The 7,787-nt window shown below is 70.2% G+C and carries 7 protein-coding genes; all 7 read right to left on the reverse strand.

The window, feature by feature from the left end:
- Positions 1-662 precede the first annotated feature (662 nt).
- Positions 663-1,220: a hypothetical protein gene (locus tag ACIRJP_RS41425; RefSeq protein ID WP_404186246.1), complete on the reverse strand. Its 558-nt coding sequence runs from the start codon at positions 1,218-1,220 to the stop codon at positions 663-665.
- Positions 1,221-1,293: 73 nt separating this feature from the next.
- Positions 1,294-1,644: a hypothetical protein gene (locus ACIRJP_RS41430; RefSeq protein ID WP_404186248.1), complete on the reverse strand. Its 351-nt coding sequence runs from the start codon at positions 1,642-1,644 to the stop codon at positions 1,294-1,296.
- Entirely contained in the window at positions 1,641-2,432 is a 792-nt protein-coding gene (locus ACIRJP_RS41435; RefSeq protein WP_404186250.1) for a ParA family protein, read from the reverse strand. The genes ACIRJP_RS41430 and ACIRJP_RS41435 overlap by 4 nt, the downstream gene beginning before the upstream one ends.
- 73 nt (positions 2,433-2,505) lie before the next feature.
- A complete protein-coding gene (locus ACIRJP_RS41440; RefSeq protein WP_404186252.1) occupies positions 2,506-3,465 on the reverse strand; it encodes an ATP/GTP-binding protein in 960 nt (319 codons plus the stop codon).
- A complete protein-coding gene (locus ACIRJP_RS41445) occupies positions 3,459-4,010 on the reverse strand; it encodes a hypothetical protein (protein ID WP_404186254.1) in 552 nt (183 codons plus the stop codon). Before ACIRJP_RS41445 ends, ACIRJP_RS41440 begins: the two co-directional genes overlap by 7 nt.
- Before the next feature lie 1,999 nt (positions 4,011-6,009).
- The gene (locus tag ACIRJP_RS41450; RefSeq protein ID WP_404186256.1) at positions 6,010-6,582 is read right to left on the reverse strand and encodes a transcriptional regulator; all 573 of its coding nucleotides are present in this window, start codon (positions 6,580-6,582) and stop codon (positions 6,010-6,012) included.
- Positions 6,582-7,787 (reverse strand): replicative DNA helicase (dnaB, locus tag ACIRJP_RS41455; protein WP_404186258.1); only part of this gene is annotated, 1,206 nt, incomplete at its 5' end. The genes ACIRJP_RS41450 and dnaB, both read right to left, overlap by 1 nt.

A 7,787-nucleotide genomic window follows, 5' to 3' on the forward strand; every position in this document is an offset into this window, starting at 1 on the left:
TTCCCTCCCCTCCGCTCTTCCGATCGGTCTGCTCCGCAGACGCGACGCGCCGCCCCTACGGGGCGGTACCGTGGCGTGCTTCGCACGCCGGACTCCGGTCCACTCCGTGGCCCTGAGTGAGGGTCAGCGCTCCGCGCTGCCCTGCGGATCCGGTCCCCGGATCCGAGGATCAGCCACTCCGTGCCTGATCAGGGCCCGCTACGCGGGCGGCTGGCTAGGTGGGAGGGTGGCCGTGCCGGGGGCGGGATGTGACGGAACGTGAAGCCACGGGCGGGTGCCCCGGGTACCCGGAACCTGCCCGTCCGGATGATGCGTCATTTTCCTTGCCCGGCTGAGTTCTGGACTCAGACCGTACCACCTGGACGAGTGCTCGCCCCTCTCGCCCGCAATTTCCTGCACCTCTCCACCACCCTCCCGCACCTCCATACCCCGTCTGACCTGCCTAAACGCCCGACGACCCAACCCGAGGCGAGCACCCAGCCCCTGACACACCAACGAACCTGACGCAGCGTCAGGAAGCTACGAGCAGTCAAGCACCCTCATCGAGACAAATACACGGACCAATTCACCGCACCCAAGGAAAGCACCGCTCGCACCAAAAAAGAATTGGCGCCACCTTCCCCGAAAACACACCAGGGAAAGCAGCACCAATTCCACCACCGCTATTCAGCGGCGAACGCCGCGTACCGCTTGTGAGCCGTAGCCGGGGAACGGCCCGCGAACGTTGCCACCCTGCGCTGGCTCCACCCGTGCTCGTATCCGTACCGGATCCGGGCAAGGGATTGGGCATCGGTCAGGAGGTCGGGGGCGAGTCCCGGAGCGCAGTCGTCGGGAAGGCTGGGGTCGTCCCAGGGGTGGGCGCTGCGGGGCTGGGGGAGGTCGGCTGGTTCGGGGGCGGGCGCCGGCGGGCGGGGCGGGGCGGTTGGGTGGAGTTGGGCGAGGCGTGTGTAGACGTGGGCGATGTCGGCCAGGGCTCGGGCGGTTTCCGGGTCGTGCTGGTTGAGGGCTTGGGCGGCTTGGCGAGCCAGGGCTCGGGCGGTGGTGGTGTCGTCGTCCGGGCGGGGAGCGACGGAGGCGGGGGAAAGCCAGGCTTCCAGGGCGGCCTGGAGCGCGTCGCGCATCTCGATGCCGAGAAGGGCGCAGCGGGCTTTGAAGGCGGCTTGCAGGTCGGGGTGCAGGTAGCTGCTGAACGGGGCGCGGGCGGGCGGCTGAGTCTCCATGCCAGGCCCAACGACCCGGTGCCGGGGCAGTGCCGGGGTTGTCCGGCCGCGCGCGGCCCCGCCGACGCGCGTCCTACTCGCGGGGGCGGCGGTCCAGGGCGTCCTGGAGGGCGCCGTTGACGGCGGGCTTGGCGTCCGCAAGGCGAATCAGGGAGCGCAGGATCTCCGACTTCTCAACTCGCCGGCCGGTGCAGCGGCGCATCTGGAGAGCGAGTTGGTCGAGCGTAAGCGCGTCCTGCGGGTCGAGGAGCAGCGTGTACTTGCTGGGCTTGACCACGGCTGCTGTGCCGTCATGCCGTTCTGCCGTTGTGCCGTTACTAGGGCGCTGGTCTGGGGTTTCACCGTTGAAGCGGCCGGACAGGCCGGTGAGCAGGGCGCTGACGCCGCTTGTGTCCACGGTGAAGTCGTCGTTCTTGGGGCTCATGCTGCGGGGGTCTCCGGGAGGTAGCCGGCCTTCACGGCCAGGTCGCGGAACATGCGCGCGACGTCGGACTTCGGTTCGTACTGGGCGAGGGTCTGGCCCTGGTGCTTGGCTTCGGCCACGACGGTGCGCAGCGGGATCTCCCCGACCACGGGCAGGGGGAGCTGGTGCAAGGCGTCGTAGACCTTCTGGTGGAAGCCGGAGAACGGGCGGGCGATGCGGTTGATGACGAGCCCGCGGTAGTGGGGCATCGGCATGCGGGTCTCGGCCACGAGGGTCTGCACCTGGCCGAGCAGCAGTTCCAGGGCCTTGAGGGAGAATTCGTCGACGTCGACCGGGATGAGGACGTGCTCGGCCCAGCGCAGGATGTTGTCGGTGTCGACGTCCAGGGCCGGGCGGCAGTCGACCAGGCAGCTGTCGAAGTCGTCTTCCAGCAGCTCCAGCACCCAGGCGAGGCGGTCCTCTTTGCTGCGCGTGCTGTGGAGCTGGCGCGGCAGGGTGAACAGGTCCAGCGAGCTGGGGATCAGCCACAGATCATCCGAGTGCTGGCGCACCAGGGACCGGGCCTGCTCGCGGTCACAGCCGTCCAGCATCGCGCGGGCGAGGGTCAGTTCCCCGCCCGGCTCCAGCCTCGGGATCTTCAGAGCGTCGGTCAGGTTGCCCTGACCGTCCATGTCCACCAGCAGCGTTCGCTGGCCTGAGGCCGCGAGCGTGCCGCCCAGATGCAGCGTCGTCGTCGTTTTCGCGACGCCGCCCTTCTGGTTCAGCAACGCGTCTTTCGTCATCACCATGCCCGGCAATCTACCGCCCGAGTGCCGTCATACCGTCGTAACGGTGTGACGGCACCCCGGCGGTGACCAGTGACTATGGGGCTGAGTTGAGGACGTGGACCTCACCGACCCGCACGCTGAGCGCGGTCTGTCGGGTCAGGGTGGTCTCTCCCGTTCCGGCGCCGCCGGTAGCCGTCCACGTCACGGCCCAGGTGGCGGTGGCGGTGCCCTTGTAGCGGCCGTCCGGCTGGTCTGCGGCGCTGCGTTCGTAGCGGTGGCCGCAGTCCGGGGAGAGTGTCTTGCCCTGGCCGGGGGTGTACGGGGTGCCGGGGCCGTTGCAGGTGACGGTGGTGCCGTCGCCCATGTCCCACCGGATCGTCGACACCCGGGCGGTGGCGGTGACGGTGACGCCGCCCGCCGTCGCGGACGCGGACGTCGGCCCGAACGTCGACGGGGACTTCGTCACCCACATCCACATCGGCATGCCGACCACGTACGTGCCCGCCGTCCGGGGACTGGCCACCGCCGGGCCGTCCAGCCGCAGCTTCTTGACCGCTTGTTGGGCGAGCGCCTGGACGTCGACGCCGCCCCCGGCCGGGCCCGTCTTCGAGAACGTGGCGCCGCCCATCAGTTCGCGGCCGGCACCGGGACACGAGACGTCGTAGATCTTCCCGGGGTCGCCCGGTTTCCAGTCGGCGGGCGTGCCGGTGGCGATCCGCCAGACCGGATCGTCGGGGCCGGGCGATGGCTGGCGCGGTTTCCAGTAGCAGGCGTCGGCGGAGTTGAACGTTCCCAGCTCGGCGGTGGAACAGGGGACTGTCCTGCCGTCGATCGCGCATTTGGGCTTGCCCGGTCGGCCGGGAGGCTTGCCCGGTGTGGGCTTGCCCGGCTTGCCGGCAGGCTTGCCGGGGTCCTCGGCCGTGATCTCGCAGTCCAGTTCCTTGGGCGGGCACTGCACTCCGCCGCCCGGACCGTCGGCCACCGCGGATTCGGCCGGCACCGCCAGGAGCAGCACGAGCACGGCGGCAGCCGTCGCGCTGCGCGTGGTCAGCACGTGCGGTTCCGCTCGATGGTGGACGTGTAGATCTTCCACGGGCCCGTCTTGGAGCGCTGCGCGGTCGATGTCACGACGTGGCGGCGCGGCCCGGACGGAGAGGCCGCCGCCTTGCCCGAGCTCTTCTCCACCTTGTCGTAGGTGCTGGAGTCCACACAGTCCTTGATCGTCGCCCTGAGCGGGTCGGACTCCGAGTCGAGCGCTGTCACTTCCGGGGTGCGCTTCGGCTCGCCCCGCATCACGGTGCCCTGCTGCTGGTACCAGAACAGCGTGGACTTGATGTCGGCGAGCGCCCGGTGGTCGGCGTACCGGGTCAGGTCCGGGTCCAGCTTGCCCGTGGCGTACGTACGGACCTCCGCCGCCGACATCCCCCGGTACGCGTCGAGCACGGCGGTCTTCTCCGCCGCGTCCGGGTCGGCCGTCCGGGTCGGGCTCGGCGCCGTTGTCGCGCCCGCAGACGGCTTGTCACCACCGCCACCGCCCCCGCATCCGGCAAGCGCGAGAACGAGCGCCACAGCGCCGCACAGCACCGCCGCGCGCCTCATCCGAGTCGTCACCATCCAGGCCACCCCCGTGCGTTGATCAGTCGGCGCCCACCGTAACGCGGCGCAGCCACACGCTCACGGCCCTTGCCCCGGGGAGGGTGGATGAGGAGGGATCTCTCTCCTGCAGAGAGAGGTGTCGGCGTCTGCGTCGCGCTGACCCACGGGCGGTGACCTGCGACGCGGCGGCGTCTGCGGCGGAAGCATTCACAACCTGTACGGCAACCCGTACGGCAACCTGTTGGGCAACCTGTACGGCAACCTGTTAGGCAACCTGTTGGGCAACCGGCCCGCGCAGGAAGGGGCGGCGAGCGTGGCGGTGGTACGCACCACCGCCACCCGAGGCGCTTGATCGCTCCGGAGGTGACGGCCGTCGCCTTCGCCGTCGGCCCGTCTGACGCCAGGCTACCGCGCCGTGTTCCGGTGGCCGGGTACTGACCCGACTGCTGACCCGACTGCTGACCCGATTGCTGACCCGCCGCGCTGAACGGGCCAGCGGCTCCGGAGGAACGGGAAGTTCTGGCCCCGCCGCCCGCCGGACATCCTCAACAACCTCTTGCCCACGGCTATCGCGTGGAAAGAGGTGTCGGCGAAGAGAACGGGCTTGCCCAGGGGGCCTGACCTGGGGAAACATTCAAGATCACGAAAAGGGGGTTCACACCTCCGGTAGTACCTCCGGTGCACCCCCGGGGCCAACGGTGCAGACAACGGTTCAGACACCCGGCGGTGCAACCAAGAGAGGTGTCGGGATCGGCGCGCAGTACCCCGAGCCGCCCTGTGGCCCTGTCGTGCCGCGTGTGCTCCCTCGTGGTTACTCCTTACCTACTTCGGACCGAAAAGAGCGCCCAGGACGCCCCAGGGGACGTCCTTTCGCTGGTCAGGCGATCGTGAGTAGGTAAGGAGTAACCACCTGGGCGGCCGTCTCTCCCTCCCTCTCTCCCTCCCCGAAAGGCCCCTCGTCGCGCCTGTGGCGCGGGTTCGCGGGACGGGGGAGGGAGAGAGGGAGGGAGAGAGGGAACGTCGCGGGCGGGGGAGGCCGGGGGCGAGACTGGTGCGGTGAGTACCGCACGTCGCCGGCACTGACCGTCGTCAGTGTCACCGAGAGGCCGCCAGGTGGCCGCGAGCTTGATCGTTCTCAAGTTCACCACGGTGAACTTGGCCCAGGGCCCGCCGGATTCCAGGGTACCGAGCACCCACGCCCGTCTCGTCGCGGCGCGCGCCGAGCGGTCGGCGGCGCGCGCTCGGGACCGGGCCGGCCGACCCCGGAACCACGCCCGGAGGACCCTGAATCGCCGTTCCGCCGGGGGTAGGGGAATCAGCCTGCCGACCTGCCGTGGCCTGCCGGTGGCGGCAGGCCACGGCAGGTCGATGCCGTTCCACAGAGTTTTCCTTCCCTCCTTCCTTCCCGCGCCGAATGCCCGTTCAAGGCCCCTGTAGAAGCGGGATCGGGCCTTCCAGCTCGGGAAGGAAGGAGGGAAGGAAACCCTTCCGCCGTCTCTCTACGCGTGCACGCGTGTGCACGTGCACGTGTGCACGCCGTTTCGCGCGCGAGGCGGCCGACGCGGCGAAATGGAGCGCCGGGCCCTGGTGGGCCGGTCCCGGTCGGCCCGGCGGACGTACAGCCGGTGTCACGCTGCGTGCACAGCAGCGGTTACCGGCAGCCGGCGTCCATCGGCTGCTGATCGGCCTGTGATCGGCTGCCCATTGGCGCTGATCGGCTTGGCGCTGCCAATCGGCAGCCAATCGGCAGCCGATCAGGAAACCGATGCTGACCTGCGGTTTCCGATCAATCCAATCAGCCGCCGCACACCCCGGGATCCGGGCCGTACGGCCCGGGATTGGCCCGGATCCCGGGGCGACGGCCCGTCACCACGGTGCGCACGGCGGGCAGTCGCCACCCCGGGAGGCGCTGTACGCGCTTCTGGGGGGCGAACGGGAGCCGCCCCGGGCTGGGAGACCCGGGGCGGCTGATGATCGCTCAGAGAGGCGTACAGGGGCGTTCTCAGGCGGCGAATCCGATGTTGGTGCAGTACTCGTACTGGCCCCACTGGGATCCGAGGTCGACGATCTGGTCGACCCACGCGTCGTCGAGCGCGGCATCGTCGCCCCGCGCCCACGCGTCGACGACCCGGTCCCAGTGCCGGATGTTGAGCGTGCGGTACTCCAGCATCCGTTGGCGCGGCCCGGGTACCTGGGACTGGTTCAGCGGGTGGATCTCCACCCGTGTCCCGCGCCCTTGGGCGTTGAGGCGGCCGAGCAGGTACCGGGCGACGTTCGCCCGGCGCACCTGCCGGTAGGCCGCCTCGATCTGGTCCAGGCTGCGCCGCGACGGTGCACGCCGGCCCTCCAGCCACGCGTTCAGCGTGCGGTCGGTGACGGTCAGTCCGGCGTCCCGCGCCGCGGTGAGGCTGTGCGCGGACCGGGTCAGGTAGTGCAGGCGCGCCGTCCAACCGCGCCGGGCGGTAACGGGGGTGGCGATGCCGCCCGCGAGGTCGTCGAGCCGTCGGGCGACCAGCTCGGCCGCCTTGACGCCCCGGGCGCCGAACAATCCGAACTGCTGGGTGCGCTCCGGCATCAGTAGTCCCCCTTGCCCATGTCGTGGAACCGGCTGTAGTGGCCCTGGAAGCCGACCGTGATCGTGGCCGTGGGCCCGTTGCGGTGCTTGGCGACGATCAGGTCGGCCTCGCCGGAGCGGGGCGATTCCTTCTCGTAGGCGTCCTCACGGTGGAGCAGGATCACGACGTCGGCGTCCTGCTCGATCGAGCCGGACTCGCGCAGGTCGGAGAGCAGCGGTTTCTTCTCGGTGCGCTGCTCGGGTCCGCGGTTGAGCTGGGACAGCGCGATGACCGGTACGCCGAGTTCCTTGGCCAGCAGCTTGAGGTTGCGGGACATGTCCGAGACCTCCTGCTGACGGTTTTCCGGGCGTCGTGAGCCCCCGGACTGCATGAGCTGGAGGTAGTCGATGACCAGGAGGTCCAGGCCCCGGGACTGCTTGATCCGCCGGGCGCGGGATCGGATCTCCATCAGTGAGAGGTCGGCGGAGTCGTCCACGAGCAGCGGCGCGGACTGGATGGCGGCTGTGTGGTCGGCCAGGCGCTGGAGGTCGCCGGGGCTGACGGTCCCGGACCGGATGTGGTGCAGGGCGACGCGGGCTTCGGCGGAGAACGTGCGCTGGGTGATCTCGTCGCGGCTCATCTCCAGGCTGAAGAACGCGGCGGTCTTGCCGTGGACGATCGCGGCGTGGCGGGCGATGTCCAGGGCGAGGGTGGACTTGCCGATCGCGGGGCGGGCGCCGATGACGACGAGCTGGCGGGGCTGGAGTCCGCCGGTCAGCGCGTCCAGGTCTTCCAGGCCGGTCGGGATTCCGGTGAGCGCGACGCCGGTCCCGTTGCGCATCCGGGCTTCGAGCTGGTCCCAGAACTCGGGGACGTCGTCGCCGAGGGGGGCGTAGGTGGAGGTCTGGTCCGGGCCCTTGAGCGCGTCCAGGAGCTCGGCCTCGGCCTTCGAGCGGATCTCGTCCAGGCCGCCCTCGCCCGTGGTGCCCAGGTGTGCGATCGTGCCGCCGGCCTTCACCAGGCGCCGCAGCACGGCCCGTTCGTGGACGATGTCGGCGTAGTACGTCGCGCTCGCCACCGACGGCACCGACTGCACCAGGGTGTGCAGGTAAGACGCCCCGCCCACCTTCGTGAGTTCGCCGCGCTCGGTCAGCTCGGCCGCGACCGTGATCGGGTCGGCGGGCTCGCCCTTGGCATACAGGGCGAGGATCGCGGCGTGGATCGT

Origin of the sequence: Streptomyces sp. NPDC102437, from assembly GCF_044765565.1 — a bacterium.
GTDB lineage: Bacteria > Actinomycetota > Actinomycetes > Streptomycetales > Streptomycetaceae > Streptomyces.